The sequence below is a fragment of the Polyangium mundeleinium genome (genome assembly GCF_028369105.1).
GTDB lineage: Bacteria > Myxococcota_A > Polyangia > Polyangiales > Polyangiaceae > Polyangium > Polyangium mundeleinium.
This window is the reverse complement of the sequence record NZ_JAQNDO010000001.1, coordinates 3505740-3524421: the sequence shown is the minus strand read 5'-3', so window position 1 is coordinate 3524421 and position 18682 is coordinate 3505740. Positions and strand designations below refer to the sequence as shown.

Below are 18682 nucleotides of genomic sequence, written 5' to 3'. Positions count from 1 at the left end.
CCCCTTAACCCATGTGAATGTGCTCGCCGTCGAGCTTGACCAGCCCGTCGGCCGTCATCAGCGTGTTCTCGCCGTGGAGGTGCATGCTCTTCTCGGCCGTGTAATCGACCCGCTTCGCCCGGAGCTGATCCATTTCCTCGACGAACCGGTAGGCGCGCTTCACCTGCTGCATCACCCGCTCCGCCACGACGTCGAGCGCGCCGACCTTGGTCTTCGCGGACGCGATCTCGGCGAGCAGCTCCTTGCCGACGACGGTCAAGCGGCCGAGGCCAAACGTGCCCTCCGCCGCTTTCACCTCGACGGCGGGCGCGACCATGGAGATGTCCCCCGCGGAGACGACCCCGACGCCCTTCGCGGTCGTCACCGAGAGCCGCCCGTTCGGCAGCCGCAGCGCGCAATCCCCCTCGACCGAGAGCGTCGCGGATGCGCCCTCCGCGCGTTCGAGCACGGCGAGCACGTAGGACGATCCGTCGCCGATCGCCGCGAGCAGCACCCGATCCCCCACCACCGGTTCGAGCAGGCAGCTCGCCGCCCGCCGCGCCTCGTGCACGGCGCCGTCGGCCCGCACGAAAAAGACGGCACCTTCCACGCGGAGGACTTCGCCCGCGAGCTCCGTCGCCAGGTCCGAGGGTCTCTGTTTCGTCGCTAGGTTTCGCATGGCTCTCGCTCTCCGATCATCGATGAGACGACTTGTAATCCTCGGCCTTCGCGAGCTCGACGTCGTCGCCGAGCGCGACGGCGCGGCTCGGCCCGAACGTCGTCGCTTCCTCCTTCACGCGGTGGAAGCGCGCCCGGAACAACGTGGCGCCCTGGAACGCGGCGGCGCTCACGTCGGCGTACGAAAAATCAGCGTAATGGAGCTCGGCGCCCTGGAACGTCGCGCCCACGAGGCGCGACTTCTGCCAGACCGACATCTGCGCCTTCACGTCCCGGAAATCGGCGCCGGGCGCGTCGAGGTCGACGAGCATCGCCTGGCTCAGGTTCGCCCCGCGCAGGCTCGCCTTCACCATCTTTGCCTCCGCGAAGAGCGCCTGTTCGAGGCGCGCCCCGTCGAGCTTCGCCTCTTCGAGGTTCGCGCCCTTGAAATTGCAGTTGTTGCACCGCGCCTTGGAGAGATCGGCGCGCTTGAGGTTCGCGTCCATGAACTGCGTCTTCGCGAGGTCGAGCCCCGCGAGCGATTGTCCGGACAGGTCGCAGCCGATGAGGACCGCCATGTGAAAACGCGCGCCCTCGAGCTTCGCCTTCGAGAGATCACAATGCAGCACGTTCGCGCGCTCGAGGACCGCGCCTTCGAGCGAGATGCGCTGCGTGCTCGTGCTCAGGATGTTCGCCTTGTCGAGCGTCGCGCCCGCGAACGATGCGTCGTCGAGCTTGCCGTCCACGAACATGGTCGCGACGAGCTTCGCCCCGCGCAGCGAGGCCTCCTCCAGGTTCGACGCATTGAACTTCGTCGCCGCGAGATCCGCCCCGTCGAGCTTCGCCGCCGGCAGCTCGCACTCGTTGAAGATCGCGTGCCGCATCGCCGCCGACCCGAGGTTCGCGTTCCCGAAATCGCAGCCGAGGAACGCGGCCTCCTTCAGGTTCGCGCCGGACAGGTTCGTCCCGACGAATTTCACGTTCTCGAAAATGGCGCCGGAGAGGTCGATCCCGGAGAGGTCTTCCCCGGAGAGCCAAACCTTCTCGATGACGTCCTCGCCCTCGATGCGGCGCAAAAGTTCCTCGCGGTTCACGACGTCCCCTCCCGTTTGCGCCGCTCGGGGATCACGCGGGCCTGCGTGACGAGGGCGTCCTTCACGTTCGTCTTCGCGTCGAGCTTGACCTTGGCCATATCGCTCCGGAACAGGTTCGCGCCCCGGAGATCCGTGCCGTGGAGCTTCGCTTTCTGCAGGATCGCCATCTTCATGGTCGCGGCCACGAGGTCCGCATTCGAGAGATCGGTCCGGATGAACAGGCTCCCGTCCGCCTGCACGCCGCGCATCTTCGCGCCCGAGAGATCACACTCGGAGAGATCGACCTCCGGCATCTCGGCGCCCGTGAAATCGGCCCCCGGGAAGGCCACGCCGCGCATGCACGTGCGCCGGAACCGCGCCCCGCGGAAATCGGCCTGTGGAAATGCGCATTCGAGCACGATCCGCGCTCCCTGGAGGCTCGCGCCCGCGAACGAGACGCCTTGCCCCTTTGCCTTCACGAACGTCGCGTCCGTCAGCGTCGCCGCGGCGAACTTCGCCCCGTCGAGCCCGACCTCCAGGAAAATCGCTTCGACGAGCGACGCATTCGTAAAACTCGCGCCTGCGAGGCTCGATTTCAGGAACAACGCCTTGTCGATCTTCGCCCCGCCGAAGTCGACGCCGTCGAGCTTCGTCTCGAGCAACTGCGCCGAGACGAGCGACGCGCCGCGGAGCTTCGCGCCGCCGAGGTCGGCCTGGTAGAAGACGGCGCCCGTGAAATCGATCCCGCCGTCGAGCCGCGTCTCCCGCAGCCGCGCCTGGCCGAGGTTCGCGCCGCGGAGCTTCGCGCCCGAGAGGTTCGCCCCGTCGAGCGTCGCCCGCGCCAGCGTCGCGTCCGTGAGGTCCGCGCCGCTCAGATTCGCGCCCGCGAGGTTCACCTTCTCCAGCAATGCTCGGTGCAGGTTCATCCCCGAGAGGTCGATCCCCGAGAGATCGGCGCCCGTGAAATCACGCCCCGCCAAACTCTCCCCCTTGGCGCGCGCCTCTTCGAGTGCCGCGCGGAGCGCCCGGTTCCCCTCCTCGTCTTGCCCGCTGGCCGGCGGGAAGAGGTGGGTGTAACGCCGGTACGCCTCGAAAAGCCGCCGCTCCGTCTCGTGCAGCGCCGCGACGAACTCTGGGCTCGCGAGCTTCGCCTCGGCGTCCTTCAGCGGGGTGCCCGCGTTCTTGCCGAGCTCGACCATTGCGCGTAGCCCGTCGAGCTCTTTCTCCGCGGAAAACTTCGGAGGCCCTCCGCCCTTCTCCTTCGACTTCCGGACCGCCGCCTCGTAATCGACCCCGAGGGTGCCGAGCGCCTGCCGCGCCTCGGCCTCGAGCTCGGCGAGCGACGTCTCCGCTTGTTTGCGGGCCTCCTCCGCCTCCTTCTCCGCGCGATCGAAGACCGCGACGAGCTCGTTCACGTCCTTTGGCGGTGGCTCGCGCTTCTTCGCGACCTCCGCGTCGAGCGCCGACGGGTCGAGCCCCGCGGCGACGATCTCCGCGCGCGCCGCCGCGATCTGCTTGTCGGCCCGCGCTTCGAGCCGCTTCTGCATCAGGCCCTCGGTCCTCGCGACCGCGACCATGTCGTTCCAATCCTCGTCGGAGGGGGCCTCCTCGCCCTCCGGCGGCACCGGCATGAGGTCCGCGTCGACGAGCGCGTGCATGGCCCCGCGCTTCTTGTCCTTCCGCTTCTCCAGCACGGAGAGGTAATGCGACGTGGGCCGCACCTCGCCGGGGCGCTCGAAGGCCGCAATGACGTGCAGCACGTCAGCCGCGTCGTCCTCCGCGATCTCGAGCACCCCGCGGAAAATGGCGACGCCACGCTCCTTGTTCGGGAAAAGCCACACCGTATCGATCCGCGACGCGGCCTCGCGCAGCTCCTCGCCGTCCTTCGTCCGCTGCACGATGAAAAGCCGGGCGCGCAGCTCGGGGAGGCGCACGCTGGACGTCGGGCGCTCCGGGTGCATCCCGTGCACCTCGAAGACCTCGCTCCCCGTGAAATACTTCTCGATCTGCTGATCCTCGGGCGCCACGTTGTAAAACGTCCAGTCGATATCGGCCGCCACGCCCGGGAAGCGCGTCTCGAGCCACTCCGCGTCGTACGTGCCTGCCTTGCGCATTCGCTGCGGCCAGGTCTGGTCGACGGGACCCAAACCGACGGGCTGGGGACGGTCGCCCTTTTTCGTGACGAGGCGCTTCGGGTCCTCCAGGTTCGGCAGCAGGTGCACCTGCTTTCCGTTCGCCTCTGTCGGGGCAAACCCCTTGCCGATCGGATTCCACTCGAATCCGGCGCCGCCGAAGGCGCGATCCCAGGTGACGGGCATCTCGCTGAACGGCTCGGGCGCCGTGGGCCCCCCGAGCTCCCAGCGCCGGTCACCGATGACGTAGAGCTCCTTGTCGACGAGCGCGCGCTCGCCGCGCAAGACGCGCAGCTTCACGGCCCGCGCCGGGACCTTCGCGCCGGCGGGCGCGTGGGCCTTGCCCGTCACGACCACCTCGCCGCGTGTCTTCGTCATCCCCGTGTCGAAGGGCGTATCCGCGCCGAGCTCCTCGGGGATCATCGTCCAGAGCGCGACCTCGTGCAGCAGCTTGTTCGGCGCGTCGAAGGCGAAATACGCCATCGCCGTGAGCACGAAAAACGACTGCCCGTCATTCTCGAACGTATGCGTCAGCAGGCCGAGACGCTGCGGTTTGACGATCTTCAAGGGCGACCTCGCACGAGCGGATCCGCGCTCAGATGATCTTCATCCCGGAGAGGATGTTGATCGCATTGCAGCCGACCCAGTTCATGATGGCCTCGGCCTTCGTCTGGACCGCCTTGCACTTGAAGGGGACCGCGTCGAAGGTGATCGACGCCCCGATCTCGAAGTTCGCCGCGGCGAGCAAGGCGACCTTCGCGCCGACGAAGACCTCGATCTTGGCGCCCACGTTCGTCTCGGTATGCAACCCGATGACGCCCTCGTTCTTGTTCAGGAGCACGTAATCGAGGGTCGGGCCCATCGTGATCTTCGCCTCGGGCCCGCCGAAGATGCTCTTGTCCTCGCCCGCGACCGTCTCCGTGCGGCTCGCGAGCACGAGGACGTTCATGTTCGACGTGACGTTCTGCGTGTAGTTCTGCGTGACGTTCACCGTCACGTTGCCCACGACCACGTCATTGCGATTGCCCGTCACGTTCAGCGTGCGGTCGCCCGTCACGTTGATCGTCTGGTTGCCGCCGATGTCGAGCGTGGAATCGTTGTCGACGTCCACGTCGAGCGTTCCCACGTGCTGCTTGCGGAGCCCCGAGACCGTCGTCTCCTGCTCAGGCCATGTCTCGGTGACCTTCCCGGTCACGTTCTCGTCCTTCGTCGAGCCGTACGTCTCCTTGACGTATCCGGTGACGCTCTCTTCCTTGTAACCGCCCACCTGCATCTGGTAGTACGTACCAATCGACTCCGTCTGGTACGTGCCGACCTCGATGTTCTGCCACGTGCCGACGATGTGATCCGTCGATTGACACGTGTGCCAGAGACCACGCTGATCCGTCTTCAGGATCATCTCGTGGTCATTGTTCGGCGAGCCCATGCGGATGTACGTGTTCGCGTAGGGCGTCGACATCGTGATGCGCTGCTGGCCCGCCTTGTCCTCGAGCTCCCAGCGATTGCGCCCGCCCGTCTGGATGACGTTTTTCGTGTGATTGCCGCTCGTGACCGGGCTCGGCGTGAGCGCATTGGGCACGACGCCCGAGATGACGGGGCGGTCGGGATCACCGCCCAGGAAGCTCACGATGACCTCGGTGCCCTTCCGCAGCGGAAAGTGAAATCCCTCGATGCCGCCGCCGTGGGGCTGCATCATGCGCACGTACGTCGACGCCTTGCCGTCCTTGTTCGTGCCTTCGTCGAAATGGAGCTTGATGTTGTACCGCCCCATATCGTCGATCTGCGCGTACTCGCTCTCCGCCGCGCCGTCGACGACGCCGTTCTCGAAGCCGTGGATGCGCGGCCAGGGCACGCGCGACTCCGCCCGGAACTGGACGCTTGCCGGGATCGCGAGGACATCGACGAAATACACCTCGTCGTACGGGAGATCGATGAGCTTCCGGAAATGCGAGAGGCCCGCCGCCTGGTTGGCGTGGTGCGACACCTCGATCGCGAGGTACCGGTCATTGAATTTGGCGCGCGGATGATCCTCCAGCTCGAACGCCTTGCCCACGTGGAGGTGCGTGCGGGTCCCCGCCGCCTGGAACACGATCTGCCGCGCCTTGGACTCCTCTGCGCGCAGCTTGGCGAGACGCGCGCCGGCCGCGGGCGTGAAGAACCGGTCGCCGTACTGGACGACCTCGGCCGATCCTTGCTGCGAGATCGTGGCCTTGCCCGAGACGTCGAGGCCGGGTTTCGTGTATTCGTAATCCGTGAGCTTCACGGAGGCGGGCAGCGAGACGTGGGCGCTGCGAAACGACCGGAACGAGGCGCGCGCGCTCCCGTCCGCGCCGGTCTGCGGGTAATACCGGATGGGCACCCCGATCGGCTCGTCCTCGTAGGCCATGTTGTCGCAGAGCACGAGCTTCTCGCCGCCCTCTTCGTGCGCGAAGAAATAATAAATGCCTTCGCGCTCCATCCACCGCGAGACGAAATCGAGGTCCGTCTCGCGATACTGACAGACGTGCGCCTCTTTCTCGTAGCTGCCGAGCCGCAGCTCCAGCGCGTCGCCCGAGATGCCGTGCTCCTCCAGCACCGCTTGCAGGATCTCCGGGATGCTCATGTTCGTGAAGACCCGGCTGTGCCGCGCGAGCGAGAGCTCCCATAGCCGCGGGACCATCGTCGCGCGCAGCAGCGCCTGCCCGTCCGTCTCGTGCAGGAGTTCGATCCCCGCGAGGATTCCCGCAAACACATACGGGGGCAGCCGGTCGTCGGCGCGGTCGAGCACGAGCTGCGCCTTGGCGCCGAGGGCGTCGCCGAGATCGACGCCCTCGCCGTCCTCGCCCTTCGTCACGAGGAAGATCTCGAATCGGTACGGCCTCGAGATCCACTCCCGTCCGCGGAAACCCACCACGCGAACGTCATCCGGCAAGCCACTCGAGGAGAACGTGATGAGGTCGGACATGGTTTGTTCCTTCAAGCGAGGAAGCCCGGCGGGCTTCAAGGAGCGTCAGTATATCCAAATGCGCGAGCGCGCGGGAGACGTTCAGCGGGGAAGCGAAAGATCCGAAGTCGCGAGCCCGGTCGCCGGATCGACCACGACGCGCGAAGCGTCGACCGGATCCACGAGCACGGGCAGGCGGGCCCCCGGTACGAGCTCGCGCGCCTTCACCTGGCCCGCGAAGACACGCGCCTCCGCCCGGGAAACAGGCCGTCCCGGCAAGACGACGTCGAGCGTGAGCACCACCTCACGATCATACCCCCTGCGCGCGAGGCCGTCCGTCACGCCGACGATCGTGCCCTCGCCGCGCAGGCCCTCGCGGAAGACGCGCTCGCGCTTCGCGTTGAACTTGCCGAAATCCCTCACCGCCCATACGAAAAAGGCGATTAAGAGGGTCATGCCCACGATCCACGCGATTGTCGTAGAAGTCATCCCGTCCACCTGCGGGCGCGTAGACTACAGGTGCGCGCCCCCCCACACAAGCGTGCCGTGCCCAACGATCCGACGCGCTACTGGATGTCGCTCGCGTCGGGAAACTGAATGCTCGGGTCCTTGATCTCCGTCGCGGCCGCGACCTTGCCCACGAGCTCGTCGATCAGCGGATCGATGCCCGTGTTGTAGAGCGGATCGTCCCATTCTCCGTCGTGGAACCAGCTCTTCAGGATCGCAAGCTTCTTGAGCGTGCTCTCCTTGTCGAAGACCGTCGGGTTCGGCGCGTCGAGCTCCTTTTTCATCAGGTAGAGCCCCATCCGGATCGCATTCGTCACCATGCGTGTATGCGCCGGCTGCCGCGCCGGATCGCCCACGACGTGCCGCGTCCCTTCGAGCTGGCGCGTGAGGAGGAACGGCCGCGGGCTCGCCCATTTGCCGTGCCCCGCCGCGTTGTGGTCCTCCTTGTTCCGATCCCGGTCCGGCGCCTTCGCGTTGAGCCAGCCGAGCGGCGCGCGCGCCTTCGCGACCATCCCCTTCGCCATGAGGAAGCCGTGGTGGATCGCGTATCGGTTCATCAACGTGGACAGGAAATAATCGCCGTCGATCGAAGGAATGCCGTTGCCGGCGATGAGCAGGGGCGCGTCGTACTCCCACGCGGTCCAGAACCACGATTGCTGGATCACGTCGGTCTGGAGCTCGCGGATGTCCTCGTCCTCGGGCACGTCGGAGAAATCGGGCAGCTCGATGCAGGTGCTCGCGCCCGTGCAATGCAAAGGGTTCACCCGGATGATGTCGCCCACGTGCCAGATCGGATTGCGATCGATGGCGCGGTTGCGCGCCGATTCCGTGGGCCCCGTCGTCTCGCTCGGCGGCTCGGACCCGTGCCACACGTTCGGGTATTCGTCGGTCCTCATGCGGAAGAGCATGTGCTGCGCGATCTGCACGCTCTTCCATTTCTCGCGATTCCAGGCGATCCCGGGCTCGTCGGCGCCGCCGTTCCAGGCGTCGGGCTCGGTCATCTCGTCGATCGCGTCGTAGAATCGCCAGAACTTCCCCTCGTCGGCCGGATCGGCGAGGTAGTCGTCGACGATTGCATACCAGGCCTCGTCCATCCCCAGGATCGGCCGCTGCGCATGCCAGGGGATCCACTCGGCCACGCTCTCGAACGGCGGCAGGCCGGCCGGCGTGTTGAAGGGATCCTCGGACCAGCGATCGAAGGGGATACCCACGCGGAGCTTGCGGAGGTCGATCGCGTCGAGCTCGTCCGCCACGGCCGCGGCCTTGTCGATGCTGTCGATGGCGCCGTCGAGAATCCGGAGCTTCTGCTCTTCGAGCGACGCGAGAAACACGCGGTCGCGCGCTTCGCGGCGCTCGTACGAATCCATCTCGCCCTCGGGCGGCAGCTCGCCGAGGACCTCGCCGCCCGGCTGGTACGGCCGGTACGCGGCCTTCGACACCGGCACGATCGCGTGTTTTTTCCGCAGCGCGTCGATCATCGCGACGATGGCGTCCGTCTCCTCGGCGCCCACCTGATCGGCCTCGGCGCGGCGGCGAATCGTGGCCTCGTCATAGTCGATCGCCGCGATATCGATTCCATCCGGCGAGTGGCAACCTGCACAAGCGCCTCGCACGCCCGGCTTGCGGAACGCCTTGAGGCCTTCCTGGATCACCGCATCGAGGGCAGGATCGGTGGGCGGATTCCCGGCGCCCGCGCCGCTTTCGGAGGAGCCGCCTCCGCCGCAGGCGAGGAGCGACGACGAGACGAGGAGCCATCCCGCGCAAGCGAAGCTACGCATGGACCGCATGTTCCTGAACCTTTGAGCTCGAATCAAGCCCGAAGCAGCGCTCGGCCGAGAAGCCCGCCGACGAGGTCGTCTGGATCGCCGCGCGATAGAGGAATCCAGGCCCGACGTTTCAGACCAAGAGGACCCCCACGCCCGTCGCAATCGCGCCGAGGCAAAACACGACGTCACACGCCCGGCGGTGATTCACGGGTCGGATGATGGTGAGCAGCATCGCGAGCACGACCATCGGCGCGCCCACGAGCGTCGTTTTCCACCCGTTCGACACCGCGATCATGACCCCCACGAACGCGACGAGGAACACGCCGCCGAACGGCGTGAGAGGGTTTCCTTCGTCCGCAGACGCAATCCGAGAGACCGCCGCGCCCGACGCGACGAAGGCGAGCACAAACGCGCCGCCGCCTTGCCACGCCCACCCCGAACCTGCGCCGCCGGCGAGCGCGATCACCACGAACACCATTCCCGCGAAGAGCGCGGCGGACGATTCGAGGATCAGCATCACCGCGTACATAGCGAGCGCCCCTTCCCCTCGCACCTCCACGTCCCTGGCAACCCGCTCCCGCTCGGCTCTCCCCGCCAGGCTGTCCGAAAAACCCGTGGGGCGCAGGAGCGCCTGTTCTTCCGCAGTGGGCGTGGCGACCGCGAGCGCCTCCACGAGCGAAGGGCTGTCGAGACCCAGCAGGGTGGCGAGGAGCATGAGCACGCCCAGCGCAGCCGTGGGCGTGGCGAAATCCGACGCCGGGCTCTTCAGAGAAAAGCCCACGCCGCCGAGCACGAGAGCCGCGGTGATGAAGCCGAGGGAGCGATGGACAGCACCGCGGTCCATGGGCTCCTTGGCCCGATACGCCGCGGCGACGCGGCGTAGGTCGGGCGGGACGAAGGTGATGAGGAGCGCAGCGCCGGCGAGCAGCCACGGCGCGGGCTTCGGGCTCAGCGTGGAAAGCGCGACGAGGATGGGCGCGAGATGACGGGCGTACGCATAAGCGGATCGGCTCATGTTCGGGCCTGGTCCTCGTGGGACTTGCGCGCGTCCCGGCAAAGAGGAAGGTGAGAGAGCTGCATGGACGATACCTGGGAGCGCGTCGGCACGCACCGCCATCGTTTCGAGGCGCCCGATCTGCTTCACACCATCGCCGTCGGCCCCATCTCCCGCGACGAATTCGCGCTCGCGCTCGACGTGATCGAGCGCCACGCCGAGCGGGGCCCGATCTTCTGGCTCGTCGACCTCACGCACCTCGACGGCATCGCGCCGGAGGCCCGGCGCCTCCTCTCGGAGCGAGACGCCCGCGCGTTTCTGCGCGGCATCGTGCTCATCGGCGGCGGCTTCCCGCAGCGCGTCCTCGCCACGCTGGCCCTCAAGGCCGTGCGCCTGTTCTGGCGCCACGAGACCCACGTCCCGTTCGCCTTCCTCGCGGACGAGCGCGAGGCGCTCGCGTGGATCGAAGCCGAACGGCGCGCGCGCCCCGCGCGGCGAGGGGACGCCGGGCGAGGCCCTGGGGCAGCGGTCGGGTGACGGAGCGGGCTCAGGCGGAGCGGTGGACGTTCATCAAGAGCGCCGGCCCATCCAGCGTCTCGACCACCGCCACGTCACGGAAGCCTGCCTTGCGATAACAAGCCACGGCGCGCGCATTCGTCGGTTCGGGATCGGTCTGCACCTTGGTCACGCGCGGGTCGGCGAACAGAACCTCGAGAAACGCGCGGATCATGCGGGTGCCGAGGCCTTTGCCGATTCGATCAGGGTCGGCGATGGATTGGTCGATGCCGAGCGCATAGGGGTCGGTCTCGGTAAGCCACCAGCCGTCGGCCTGGGTCGCCATGACCCGATACGCCTGGATGAAGGCGAACGGCTGGCCGTCCTCGCACGCGAGGTACGGGATGAGGCCGGCCGGGGCGTCGAGCGGCAAGGTGGCCGCGTCGGCGAGGCACGGGAGGTACTCGTCGCGGAGCTCGTCGAGGGTCGGCGTGGGCTGCCACCATTCGGCGATGTGGGGCCGCGAGAGCCAGGTGTGCAGCAAGGGGAAATCGGCGGCGGTGAGGGGGCGGAAGGTGATGGGCGGCGACATCGACGCAAGCATACCTCGCGACCCCTCACGTTCATCTTGACATCCGCCCCGCGCCAGGTGTCCTCTTCCCCCGTATGCGCCACCTCAATCTCGGGGATCTTCTCCTCGTGCTCCGCAACCTCGCGACGGAACGCAAGGACGACCTCCTGCTCTCCGGCACCGGGAAAATCTACGCAAAGATGCTCGCCAAGCAGCAGGCCCAGGTCGAGGCGCTGCCCGAGGCCATGCGCGGCGGCCGTCCCCTCGCGCAGCAGCTCGGCGACAAGGACGACGAGCACGACGGGTTCGGCGAGGCGATCTATTACCTCACCGAGGCCCTGCTGCGCCTGCCCACGGCCCCCGCTGCCCTGAAAGAATCAGCGCAAGGGGTCCGCGACGCCTTCGTGCCGAGGCTCTCCACGCTCCGCGCCTCGTACGCGGACGAGGCCGCCGCCGCCTCCCGCAAACGCCACGCGCTCGATTCCCGCAAAGCCGAGCTGCAATCGATCGGGGTCCCCTTCCCCGTCGGCGCGACCCTGTACGACTGGGCCAGCTCGTTCGTCGAGGCCGGCGAGGGCCTCGACAAGCTCCTGCACAACCGCTCCCTCGTGGGCAACGATGGCCTGAGCGCGCCCGCCATCAAGGTGCGCTCGGCGACGCTCGGCTTGCTGTCGAGGTTCCGCGCCGCGCTCGTCGACGAGATCGAGGAAGACCCGGCCCTGCCCAGGGACCTGGAGGCGCGTGTCTTCAGCTACCTGGACGAGCTGCAAGCGATGCGCGAGCAAGCCGCCGCCGCGCGGACGAAGAAGCCGGAGCCCGCCGCGGGCGAAGGCTGAGGCTCCGCCAAGGTCGAGACCTCCCCGGAGGCCCACGGGCGAAGGTCCGCCAAGGTCGGGACCTCCGTGAAGGCTCGCACGCGAGCCTCCGCCAAGGTCGGGACCTCCGTGAAGGCTCGCACGCGAGCCTCCGCCAAGGTCGGGACCTCCGTGAAGGCTCGCACGTGAGCCTCCGCCGAGGTCGGGAGTTCGGGGGAGGCTTGGGCGTGAGGCTCCGCCGAGATCGGGGGCTCGGACGAGGGGGGTGGCGGAGCCGCTTGCCTATCCCGCGCGGCGTCGGCATCCTCTCGCCGTGCAGCCTGGAGACGTGGTCGGCGGTCGTTTCGTCCTCGAGCGTATCGCCGGCACGGGGGGCATGGGCTCGGTGTTCCGCGGCCACGACCGCGTCACGCGTGCGCCCGTGGCCATCAAGGTCCTCGCACAGCACGACGCCGAGGCCATCCGCCGCTTCGATCACGAGGCCAAGATCCTCGCCGAGCTCGGCCATCCCCATATCGTGCGTTACGTCGCGCACGGGGCCGCGCCCTCGGGGGCGCCTTGGCTCGTCATGGAATGGCTGGAAGGCAGGAGCCTCGCGTCACGCCTCGTCGAAGGGCACCTCACGCAGGCCGAGGCCGTGGGCCTCGGGATCCGCGTCGCCTCGGCGCTCGCCGCGGCCCACGCGCGCGGGATCGTCCACCGTGACGTCAAGCCGAGCAACGTCTTCCTCGTCGGGGGTGTCCCCGAGGCCGCCAAGGTCCTCGATTTCGGCCTCGCGCAGGCCGCCTCGAACGGCGCGAGGCTCACGCGCACCGGGAGCGTCCTTGGCACGCCTGGGTACATGGCGCCCGAACAGGCCCAGGGCTTGCGAGGACGTGTCCATGCACGCGCCGACGTGTTTTCCCTCGGCGCGCTTCTCTTCGAGTGCTTGACGGGCAAACCCGCGTTCGAGGGCGAAGGTGTCATGGCCATCCTCGCGCGGCTCCTGCTCGAAGATGCGCCGCGCGTCCGTTCGATCCAGCCGGAGGTGCCGCGGGCGCTCGACACGCTCGTCGCGCGGATGCTCTCGCGCGTGGCCGAGGCCCGACCTGCCGACGGGGCCGAGGTGCTGCGCGCCCTCGAAGGCATCGACACCGTTGGAGGTGAAAGGATCTCCGTCGTGCCGGCCTTGCCCGAGGGGATCAGCGATCGCGAGCATCGCCTCGTCTGCGCGGTCGTCGCCGCGCCCGCCGTGGAGGCTGCGATCCGGCCTTCGAGCCCCACGTTGCGCACGCAGCTCCCTCGTTCGTCCTGGGACGACGTGCGGGTCATCGCGCGGCGGCACGGCGCCTCGCCCGCGGAGCTCGCTTCGGGCACGCTCTTGCTCTCGCTCGACGGGTCCGCGGATGGGCCGGTGCGCGCGGCGCGTTGCGCCCTGGAGATCGCCGAGATCCTGCTCGGGTTTCGAGTCTCGCTCGTCACGGGCCGATCCGATGCGCGGCGGGATTTGCCGGCCCCCGAGGTGGTCGAGCGCGCGCTCGCTCTGCTGAAGCGCACGTGCCGCGCGCCCGCGTTCGGGGTGCGTATCGATGATCGGACGCAAGCCCTCTTGCCCGCGCGGTTCGAGATCGAAGGCCCCGCCGACGACGCGCGCCTCCGCCGCGAGCGGGACGATCTCGGCGAGCCGTGTCCGCTGCTCGGGCAGCCCTGCGTGTTCACGGGCCGCAAGGGCGAGCTCGCGGTCGTGCTCGATCTGCTCGAAGAAGGGCTCGACGAGCCGCGCGCCTCGGCCGCGCTCGTGGTCGCGCCGGCGGGGCTCGGCAAGACACGCCTCGCGCAAGAGGTGATCCGCGCGCTCCGGGCGACCCGCCCCGATCTCGTGATCGGCTTCGGGCGACCCGGGAGCAACACCGCCGAGTTCGGGATGATCGAGCCGACGATCCGGGCCCTCGCGGCCGCGCCCGACGCAGGCGCCGCGAGCCGCTTCGAGGAGCGGGCGCTCGACGTCCTCCGGGCACGCACGGAGGCGGGGCCGCTCTTGCTCGTGCTCGATGAAGTGCAGTGGGCGGACGCGGCCTCGCTCGCGCTCGTGGATCAGGCGCTCGGCGAGCTTTCGGACCGGCCGTTCGGCGTGCTCGCGCTCGCGCGGCCCGAGGTGCGAGACCGCGCGCCGGGGCTCTTCGCGCGCCGGAGCGTGCAGGAGATCCGCCTGGGGACGCTCTCGCAGCGGGCCTCACGCGAGTTTTTGCGCCTCGCGCTCGGGCCCGACAGGGACGAGGAAGCGCTCGCCGCGCTCGCGCAACGATCCGAGGGTCACCCGCTCTTTTTGCAGGAGCTCGCGCGCGGCGCGGAGGAGGGTGTGACGCCGGAGGCGCTGCTCGCCGTGCACGGGTCCACGATCGCCGAGCTCGTCCCTGCCGCGCGGCGCTTGCTCCGCGCCGCGGCGCTCGTCGGCGTCACGTTCTGGGAGGGCGCGGCCGTCACGCTGCTCGGTGGGGATACGGACGTCACGCAGGTGCGCTCGATGCTCGGGGATCTCGCGAAGCGGGAGATCATCACGCGGCGACGGACGAGCAGCGCCCCGAACGACACGGAGTACGCGTTCAGCCTGCCCATGCTGCGCGAGGCGTTCCTGGCGACGTCGACGGAGGCGGACCTCCGGCGAGGTCAGGCGCTCGCGGAGCGCTGGCTCGCGGGCTCGGGCGTGCGCGCCACGGCGCTCGCGGGCAGCGAGGGAGACGCGGCTCAGGCGCTCGCGCGGAAGCAAGGCGGCGCGCGCTCATGAACCGCGGCGAGGTCGTCGCCGGACGCTTCGTGATCGAGCACCGCGCCGGCGCAGGCGGCATGGGCGCCGTCTACCGCGCGCACGACCGCACGACGAGCCTGCCCGTCGCGCTCAAGGTCATCCACCAGCCCGCCTCGGACGCGACACGACGCTTCGACATCGAGGCCCGCGCGCTCGCCGAGCTCTCGCATCCGCACGTCGTCCGTTACGTGACGCACGGGCTCTCCGAGGCAGGGTTTCCCTACCTCGTGATGGAGTGGCTGGAAGGCGAGGACCTCGCCGCGCGGCTCGCGCGGGGGCCGCTCACGCTGGAGGAGAGCCTGCTCCTCGCGCGCCGCGTGGCCGCGGGGCTCGGCGCGGCGCACGCGCGGGGCATCGTGCATCGCGACGTCAAGCCGACGAACCTCATGCTCGTCGGCCGCACGATCGAGGGCGTGAAGCTCGTGGATTTTGGCCTCGCGCAGTTCGGGAACACGTCGCGCAAGCTCACGCGGTCGGGCGTGCTCCTGGGCACGCCGGGGTACATGGCCCCCGAGCAGGCGAGCGGCGACGGCACGCCGATCGACGCGCGCGCGGACGTCTTCTCGCTCGGCGCCGTGCTCTACGAGTGCCTCACGGGCCGCGCGCCCTTCCAGGCCGAGAACCTCATGGCCCTCTTCGCCAAGCTCCTGCTCGAAGAGGCCCCGCGCCTCGCCGAAGCACGGCCCGACCTCCCCCCACGGCTCGACGCGCTGATGGCGCGCCTGCTCGCGAAAAAAGCCGCGTCACGCCCGGCGAACGGCCCCGCCCTCGAAGCCGAGCTCGCCGCGATCGAGGCGCTCGGCACCGAGGAGACGGGCGAGGTCCCCACGATCGCGGACGAACCCGCAGCGATGGGCCTGACCGACGTGGAGGCGCGGTTCGTCTCGATCCTGGCCCTCCACCGCGACCCCGTGAGCGGCGCGCTCGACGCGCAAGCCTCCACGCAGCGCTCGCAGGCTGACGTCGTGGCGGCGGTGCGGCACGAGGTCGCCCCGCTCGGCGCGCGTGTCGACAAGCTGCGCAACGGCGCGCTCGTGGTCACGTTGCTCGGCGCCGGAGAGCCCACGGATCGCGCCGCGCGCGCGGCCCGCGCGGCCTTGCGGCTGCGCGCGATCCTCCCCGACGCGGCCATCGCGCTCGCGACGGGCCGCGCGGAGGCCTCTGCGCGCTTGCCCGTCGGCGAGGTCGTCGATCGTGTCGCGGCCCTGCTCGAACGGGAAACGCCCGCGCTCCAAGATGGGCAGAGGGGCCCGGGGGGTGAGGTCCTCGGCATCCGCATCGACGACGTCACCCGCGCCCTGCTCGACGCGCGCTTCGACGTCACGAGCTTGCCGGATGGCCACCGCCTCGTCGTGGAGCGCACCTCCGGCGAGGCCGCGCGCACGCTGCTCGGCAGGCCGAGTCCGTTCGTCGGCCGCGACCGCGAGCTTCGTATGGTGCGTGATCTCGTCGACGCGGCGATCGAGGAAGAGCGCCCCTCGGCCGTGCTCCTCGTCGGCGCGGCGGGCGCCGGCAAATCGCGCCTGCTCGCGGAGCTCGTCACGCGCATCCGACAAGATCGCCCGGACGTCCTCGTGGCCCGCGGGCACGGCGATCTGCTCGGCCAGGGGTCTCCCTATTCGCTGCTCGGCTCCACGCTCCTCGGCGCGCTCTCGGGTGCGCCCCACGAGGGCCGCGCGCGGCTCGCCGCGTTCGTCGGCAAATACGTCTCCGCCTCGGATGCCGCGCGTGTCACCGAGCTCGTCGCCGAGCTCATCGGCCTCCCCTTGCCCGACGAGGCGAGCCCGCGCCTGCGCGCCGCGCGGCAGAGCCCGGCGCTCATGAAGGATCACGTGCGCGGGGCCGTCGTGGATCTGCTCGCGGCGATGACACGCAAACATCCCGTCGTCGTCGCGCTCGAGGATGTGCAATGGGGCGACGCCGTCTCCTTGCGCCTGCTCGACGCGGCCATGCGCGAGCTTGGCCATCGCCCCTTCCTGCTCCTCGCCGCCGCGCGCCCCGAGGCCCTCACGATGTTCCCGCGCCTCTTCGGGGATCGAGCGCACGAGGTGCGGCTCGCGGAGCTGCCGCGCAAGGCGAGCGCTCGCCTCACGCGCCACGCCCTCGGCGAGGAGACGCCCGCGGAGCTGATCGACGCGCTCGTCGAGCGCGCCGCGGGCAATCCCTTTTATCTGGAAGAGCTCGTGCGGGCCGTGGCCGAGGGGCGCGGCGGCGTCTTGCCCGAGACCGTGCTCGGCATGATCGAGGCGCGGCTCGGCGCGCTCGATCCACCGGCGCGGCGTGTCCTTCGGGCGGCGAGCATCTTCGGCGAATCCTTCTTTCATGGCGGCATTCCGGCCCTGCTCGGCGACGACGCGCCGGACGACGACGCGCTCGCGGCCGTGCTCGCCTCGCTCGTCGAACGCGAGATCCTCGTCGCGCGGCGGGACAGCCGCCTCGCCGGCGAGGAGGCGCTCGCCTTCCGGCACATGCTCCTGCGCGAGGGCGCGTATGCGATGCTCACCGATCGTGATCGCGCCCTCGGCCACAGGCTCGCCGGCGATTGGCTCGAGGCCCACGGCGAATGGGACCCGAAGATCCTCGCCGAGCATTTCGATCGCGGCGGCGACGGGGCGCGGGCGATTCCCCATTACGAGCGCGCCGCGCAGCATGCGCTCGGGGCGGGCGACGACGAAGCCGCGCTCGCCCTCGCCCAGCGTGGCCTCGCCCTCGGCGCCGCGGGGGACCGGGCGGCCGCGCTCCGGGCGATCCAGACCGACGCCTGGGCCTGGAACGGCGATTGGGCGCAAGCCTTCGCCTCGGCCGAGGCCACGCTCGCCCTGGCCACGCCGGGCACGACGAGCCATCTGCGCGCGCTCGGCAGCGCGATCACGAGCCCCCTGCTCGCGAACCAACCCGAGGCCCGCGCCGCGTTCGTCCGCGACCTCGCCCGCGTGACCCCCGAGCGCGCCGCGATCCCCGCGTTCGCCTGGGCCTACAGCGTGGCGATCATGCCCTACCTGCTCGGGGCCCAGCGCGAGCTCGCCGAGACGCACCTCGCGCGCCTCGAAGAGGTCACGACCCCCTTCCTCGACCACGAGCCCTCCGCGGCGGGTTGGGTGAAAATGACCCGCGCCTTCTGGCTGCGCTACGTCCCGCGCGACTTCGCAGCCGCGCTCGCCCTCGATCGCGAGGCCCTCGCCCATTTCGAGGCCGCGAGCGATCGGCGGTATGGCCCCTATGTGCAGATGCACGTCGGCCTCGATTGGTCTTACCTCGGCGCCTTCGAGCAGGCCGAGGCCGCCCTCACGCGCGCCATGCAAGGCGCCGAGCCGGGCAGCATGATGGCGCTCGCGTCGCGCACGTACCTCGGCCGCGTGCTCGTGCTCCGGGGCCGCCCGGCCGACGCGATCGAGCCCTGCACGGCCGTGTACCAGGAGGCCGAGGCGCGCGGCGAACGCGCTGTCGCCCTCAACGCCGCGCTCCTGCTCGCGGAGGCGGCGCTCGCCGCGGGCTTCCTCGCGGCGGCTCGGTCCCGCGCGCTCGCCCTGGAACCGCTCGTGCAAAACCTACCCTTCGCGCGCGCGGCGCTCGCGGGCATCCTGGCCGGCCTCGCGCTCGCCGAGGGCCGCCCGGCCGAGGCCCTCGCGCTCGCCGAGCCAGCGCTCACCGAGAGCGCGCGGCGCGGCATGTACCACTTTGGTCACGATCACCTCGTCCTCGCGCGCGTGGATGCCCTCCGCGCCCTCGGCCGGGCCGAGGAGGCGCGCGCGGCCGTGCTCGAAGCGCGCTCCGATCTTTTCGCGCGGGCGACCCGAATCCCGGATCCGCTCCTTCGCCAAACCTTCCTCGAACGAATTCCGACCCACGTGACCCTCCTCGTTCGCGCCGAGGAATGGCTTTCGCATCCCCCCGCTGCGCCCGCTTCGACGCTGGTGTCCTGAGCAAACGGCGCATCACGCCCGGCGCTCGGGCTCCCGCCCGCGGGCGCTGGAGGGTTTCGCGA

Annotated in this window: 12 protein-coding genes; 4 read left to right on the top strand and 8 right to left on the bottom strand. The window is 69.7% G+C overall.

Annotated features, from left to right (window positions below):
- Positions 1-4 precede the first annotated feature (4 nt).
- The 7 genes from POL67_RS14255 to POL67_RS14225 form a co-directional block, all read right to left on the bottom strand.
- Complete coding sequence (locus POL67_RS14255; RefSeq protein ID WP_271917890.1) at positions 5-658, bottom strand: DUF3540 domain-containing protein; 654 nt, start codon at positions 656-658, stop codon at positions 5-7.
- A 16-nt stretch (positions 659-674) separates the two neighbouring features.
- The gene (locus tag POL67_RS14250) at positions 675-1730 is read right to left on the bottom strand and encodes a pentapeptide repeat-containing protein (protein WP_271917889.1); all 1056 of its coding nucleotides are present in this window, start codon (positions 1728-1730) and stop codon (positions 675-677) included.
- Positions 1727-4408, bottom strand: coding sequence for a DUF2169 family type VI secretion system accessory protein (locus POL67_RS14245; RefSeq protein WP_271917888.1), 2682 nt, complete (start codon positions 4406-4408; stop codon positions 1727-1729). The genes POL67_RS14250 and POL67_RS14245 overlap by 4 nt, the downstream gene beginning before the upstream one ends.
- A 28-nt stretch (positions 4409-4436) precedes the next feature.
- On the bottom strand, positions 4437-6785 hold the full coding sequence (locus POL67_RS14240) for a type VI secretion system Vgr family protein (RefSeq protein ID WP_271917887.1): 2349 nt from the start codon (positions 6783-6785) through the stop codon (positions 4437-4439).
- An 81-nt stretch (positions 6786-6866) separates the two neighbouring features.
- Positions 6867-7220, bottom strand: coding sequence for a hypothetical protein (locus POL67_RS14235; protein WP_271917885.1), 354 nt, complete (start codon positions 7218-7220; stop codon positions 6867-6869).
- 110 nt (positions 7221-7330) lie between these two features.
- Positions 7331-9049 (bottom strand): hypothetical protein, encoded by a 1719-nt coding sequence (locus tag POL67_RS14230; protein ID WP_271917884.1) that lies wholly within the window; start codon positions 9047-9049, stop codon positions 7331-7333.
- Between the two features lie 118 nt (positions 9050-9167).
- Entirely contained in the window at positions 9168-10052 is an 885-nt protein-coding gene (locus tag POL67_RS14225; RefSeq protein ID WP_271917883.1) for a hypothetical protein, read from the bottom strand.
- 63 nt (positions 10053-10115) lie between these two features.
- Here POL67_RS14225 and POL67_RS14220 point away from each other — a divergent pair, with 63 nt between their 5' ends.
- A complete protein-coding gene (locus POL67_RS14220) occupies positions 10116-10568 on the top strand; it encodes a hypothetical protein (protein ID WP_271917882.1) in 453 nt (150 codons plus the stop codon).
- A 10-nt stretch (positions 10569-10578) separates the two neighbouring features.
- Here POL67_RS14220 and POL67_RS14215 read toward each other — a convergent pair whose 3' ends face one another.
- Complete coding sequence (locus POL67_RS14215) at positions 10579-11118, bottom strand: GNAT family N-acetyltransferase (RefSeq protein WP_271917881.1); 540 nt, start codon at positions 11116-11118, stop codon at positions 10579-10581.
- Positions 11119-11192: 74 nt separating this feature from the next.
- Between POL67_RS14215 and POL67_RS14210 the strand changes: the two genes are divergently transcribed.
- The 3 genes from POL67_RS14210 to POL67_RS14200 all read left to right on the top strand — a co-directional run bounded on the left by POL67_RS14210 (position 11193) and on the right by POL67_RS14200 (position 18620).
- Positions 11193-11933: a hypothetical protein gene (locus tag POL67_RS14210; protein WP_271917880.1), complete on the top strand. Its 741-nt coding sequence runs from the start codon at positions 11193-11195 to the stop codon at positions 11931-11933.
- Positions 11934-12225: 292 nt separating this feature from the next.
- Positions 12226-14676: a serine/threonine-protein kinase gene (locus POL67_RS14205; RefSeq protein WP_271917877.1), complete on the top strand. Its 2451-nt coding sequence runs from the start codon at positions 12226-12228 to the stop codon at positions 14674-14676.
- Positions 14673-18620, top strand: coding sequence for a serine/threonine-protein kinase (locus POL67_RS14200; protein WP_271917876.1), 3948 nt, complete (start codon positions 14673-14675; stop codon positions 18618-18620). Before POL67_RS14205 ends, POL67_RS14200 begins: the two co-directional genes overlap by 4 nt.
- Positions 18621-18682 lie beyond the last annotated feature (62 nt).

Bases quoted from the DNA above. Each gene is read 5' to 3' on its own strand.
- POL67_RS14255 (WP_271917890.1), bottom strand. From the start codon at position 658: ATGCGAAACCTAGCGACGAAACAGAGACCCTCGGACCTGGCGACGGAG.
- POL67_RS14240 (WP_271917887.1), bottom strand. From the start codon at position 6,785: ATGTCCGACCTCATCACGTTCTCCTCGAGTGGCTTGCCGGATGACGTT.
- POL67_RS14235 (WP_271917885.1), bottom strand. From the start codon at position 7,220: ATGACCCTCTTAATCGCCTTTTTCGTATGGGCGGTGAGGGATTTCGGC.
- POL67_RS14230 (WP_271917884.1), bottom strand. From the start codon at position 9,049: ATGCGTAGCTTCGCTTGCGCGGGATGGCTCCTCGTCTCGTCGTCGCTC.
- POL67_RS14225 (WP_271917883.1), bottom strand. From the start codon at position 10,052: ATGAGCCGATCCGCTTATGCGTACGCCCGTCATCTCGCGCCCATCCTC.
- POL67_RS14220 (WP_271917882.1), top strand. From the start codon at position 10,116: ATGGACGATACCTGGGAGCGCGTCGGCACGCACCGCCATCGTTTCGAG.
- POL67_RS14215 (WP_271917881.1), bottom strand. From the start codon at position 11,118: ATGTCGCCGCCCATCACCTTCCGCCCCCTCACCGCCGCCGATTTCCCC.
- POL67_RS14210 (WP_271917880.1), top strand. From the start codon at position 11,193: ATGCGCCACCTCAATCTCGGGGATCTTCTCCTCGTGCTCCGCAACCTC.
- POL67_RS14200 (WP_271917876.1), top strand. From the start codon at position 14,673: ATGAACCGCGGCGAGGTCGTCGCCGGACGCTTCGTGATCGAGCACCGC.